The sequence below is a fragment of the Nostoc sp. MG11 genome (assembly GCF_014904695.1).
Taxonomy (GTDB): Bacteria; Cyanobacteriota; Cyanobacteriia; order Cyanobacteriales; family Nostocaceae; genus Komarekiella.
This window is the reverse complement of record NZ_JACXXN010000129.1, coordinates 1-3934: the sequence shown is the minus strand read 5'-3', so window position 1 is coordinate 3934 and position 3934 is coordinate 1. Positions and strand designations below refer to the sequence as shown.

At 42.0% G+C, this 3934-nt stretch carries 1 protein-coding gene; it reads left to right on the top strand.

Annotation, left to right across the window (positions count from 1 at the left end; translation table 11 throughout):
• On the top strand, nucleotides 1-3934 hold a 3934-nt coding region (locus tag HCR01_RS37220), incomplete at both ends, for a condensation domain-containing protein (RefSeq protein ID WP_193200902.1).

The window sequence follows — 3934 nt, the reverse complement described above, 5'->3', positions numbered from 1 at the left end:
GCGGATTTGAGCAACAATGCTGGTAGTGTAATTGGTTGTCCCATCCCAGATTTGCAAGTTTATGTCCTAGATAAAAAAAGACAACTATTGCCAATTGGCGTAACAGGGGAGATGTACGTAGGAGGTGCGGGATTAGCCCGTGGTTACCTCAATCGTCAAGAATTAACATCTCAAGTATTTATTGCCCACCCTTTCAACGATGACCCCAATGCCAGATTTTACAAAACCGGCGATTTAGCCAGATATTTGAGCAATGGCGACCTAGAATATCTCGGACGCATCGACAACCAAGTGAAAATTCGCGGCTTCCGCATCGAATTGGGAGAAATTGAAATCGCAATTAGTCAACACCCCGATGTCCAGGCAACTGTAGTCATAGCCAGAGAAGATATCCCTGGCGATAAACGCTTAGTTGCTTATTTAGTACTCAATCAACACCAAGAAATAAGTGTCAACGCCCTGCGGCAATTCCTCGACTCAAAGCTACCTAATTACATGATTCCTTCAGCTTTTGTGTTCTTGGAAATCCTACCACTAACATCTAATGGCAAAGTAGACCGCCGCGCCTTGCCAGTCCCAGAGTCACTTCGGGAATTAGAAATTGGCTTTGTGGCTCCTCGGACACCCACCGAAGAAGTACTAGCGAATATCTGGGCAGAGGTGTTGGGTGTCGAAAAAGTAGGTATTGATGATAACTTTTTTGAACTCGGTGGCGATTCCATCCTCAGTCTGCAAATTATTGCCAGAGCAAACCAAGCCGGATTGCATCTAAGTCCCAAGCAATTGTTTGAACATCAAACAGTTGCTCAACTAGCAACGGTAGTAGGCACAGCTAGAAAAATTCAGGCTCAACAAGGTTTAGTAACAGGAATTGTACCGCTAACACCAATTCAACGCTGGTTTTTCTTACAAAATCAACCTGAGCCACACCATTACAATCAAGCAATCTTACTCTGGGTACCATCAAACCTGAAGTCAGAATTATTAAAGCGGGTATTACAGCAATTACTCCTACACCATGATGCACTGCGCTTGCAGTTTACCCTAGAGAATCAAATTTGGCAGCAAATAAACGCAGATTTTGGACAAACAGTGCCTTTGAGGGTGGTTGATTTATCTGCAATGTCACCAGATGAGCAACTAGCAGCCTTAGAGAAAGTTGGCAATGAAGTTCAAGCCAGCTTTAATCTAGCCATTGGCTCTTTGATACAAGCCACATTATTTGAGTTGGGCAACCAAGCTAACCGATTATTGTTAACAATACATCACCTAGCTGTAGATGGCGTATCTTGGCGAATATTATTAGATGATTTGCAGACAGGTTATCAGCAGCTAAGTCGTGGTGAGGTGATGCAACTACCACCGAAAACGACATCATTTCAATATTGGGCGCAGAGATTGAGTGAGTATGCCCAATCAGATACTCTATCAACAGAATTAGCTTATTGGCTTAACGCATCCCACAAGCAATTATTCCCCATACCAGTAGACTATGAACAGGGTGCAAATACGGCTGCATCTACTAATACAGTTTCAGTTTCCTTGGATGCAATAGAAACCCAGTCGCTATTACAGGAAGTACCAAGAGCTTATAACACTCAGATTAATGATGTGTTACTCACTGCTTTAGTCCAAGTTGTGAGTAAATGGACTGGCTCTAACTCATTGCTGCTTGACTTGGAAGGTCATGGGCGAGAAGATTTGTTTGCTGATGTGGATTTATCCCGTACTGTCGGCTGGTTTACAACAATTTTTCCTGTGTTGTTAGAACTAGAGGCAACTGAAAATTTAGGAAAGATTTTAAAGTCAGTCAAAGAACAGTTACGCCAAATTCCTCACAAAGGAATTGGTTATGGTGTACTGCGTTATCTGTGCTTGAATGAGGAAATTACTGATAAATTACAGACATCTGCATCACCACAGATTAGTTTCAACTACCTGGGTCAATTTGACCAAGCTTTGAGCGAAACTGCTGATTTTCAACTAACCACTGAGTCGGCTGGCGCAGTTCAAAGTTTAAATCATCGCCGGAGTCATTTGTTGGATATTAACGGCGTGATTGCCAATGGTCAACTGCAAATAGATTGGTCTTACAGCAGTAATATCTATCAACACGCCACAATTAAAAATTTGGCGCAAGAGTTTATCCAGACATTGCGAACACTGATTGCTCATTGTCTATCTCTTGATGCTGGTGGTTATACCCCTAGTGATTTCCCTTTGGCAAAGCTGACTCAAGCCGAAATTGATACCCAATTGAGTAAAAGCCAATATCAAAATCTGGTAGATATTTATCCGCTCTCACATACACAACAGGGAATGCTCTTTCACAGTGTTTATGCACCAGAATCGGGAGTGTATTTTGAGCAGTTGAGTTGTACATTAAAGGGCAAGATGGAGGTGCAAAACTTTGAGCAAGCTTGGCAGCAGGTAATTGCTCGGCATTCAGTTTTTCGCACTGCTTTTGTTTGGGAAAATTATCACCAGCCTTTGCAAATTGTATATTCTCAGGTGCAACTACCTTTAGAAATCAGTGATTGGTTGTTGCTCTCTGCTGATGAACAGCAAAATCAACTAGATATTTTCCTCAAGTCTGAACAGCGACGAGGATTTGAATTATCACAAGCACCATTGATGCGCCTCAATCTCATTCAGTTGGATGCAGATATCTATCAGTTTGTTTGGAGTCACCATCATTTATTACTGGATGGCTGGTCACTTTCTTTGGTACTTAAGGAAGTTTTTGACTGTTATGCAGCTTTATGTCAGGGGAAAAATTTCCGCTTTGAACCGACTGTTGGCTATCGGAATTATATTGCTTGGTTACAGCAACAAGATTTAGCGCAAGCAAAGGCTTTCTGGCAACAAAAACTTCAAGGCTTTACTGCTGCGACTCCCTTTACGGTTGATAAACCACTCGCTAGCCGGGAGCAACAATCCGACTACAGTGAACAGGAAGTTTATTTATCTGAGTCGGTAACAGCTACTCTGCAAGCTTTCGCTAAAAAGCATCAATTAACGCTCAATAATCTTGTGCAGGGAGCATGGTCTATTTTACTGTCCCGATACAGTGGAGAAGCGGATGTGGTATTTGGTGTGACGGTCTCTGGTCGTCCACCTGCACTGATGGGGGTGGAATCGATGGTGGGGCTGTTTATTAATACTTTGCCTGTGAGGGTGAATGTTTCACCAGATGGGGAATTGTTGGCTTGTCTGAAGGATTTACAGGCGCAGCAGATTGAGTGTGACCAATATTCTTATACTCCATTGGTGGATGTTCAGGGCTGGAGTGAAGTACCCCGTGGTCTGCCTTTGTTTGAGAGTATTGTTGTGTTTGAGAATTATCCTATTGATGCTTCTTTGCGACAACAGCAGCGTAGGTACTTAGATGTTTTTGATGTCCAAGCAACTCTTGAAATTACTGATTATCCGATAACTGTGACATCTATTCCTGGTTCACAATTGTCTTTGAATATTAATTACGATACTAGTCGTTTTGATTATGATGCAATTACTAGGATGCTTGGACATTTCCAAACCTTACTTGAGGGAATTGTAACTCACTCAAAACAGCCAATTTCCCAATTACCATTACTAACGGCATCCGAACAAAAGCAGTTACTGTTTGAATGGAATAATACAGACAGAGACTATTCCCAAAACTTGTGCATCCATCAGTTATTTGAAGCGCAGGTAGAACTCACACCAGATGCAGTAGCAATAGTATTTGAAGACCAACAACTTACTTACCAACAATTAAATGCACGTGTTAATCAACTAGCACATCATCTGCAAATTCTAGGTGTCAAACCAGATGTATTAGTTGGCTTATGTGTAGAACGTTCTTTAGAAATGATAGTCGGACTATTAGGGATACTCAAAGCCGGAGGAGCTTATGTACCCCTTGACCCCGATTATCCACAAGAACGTCTGA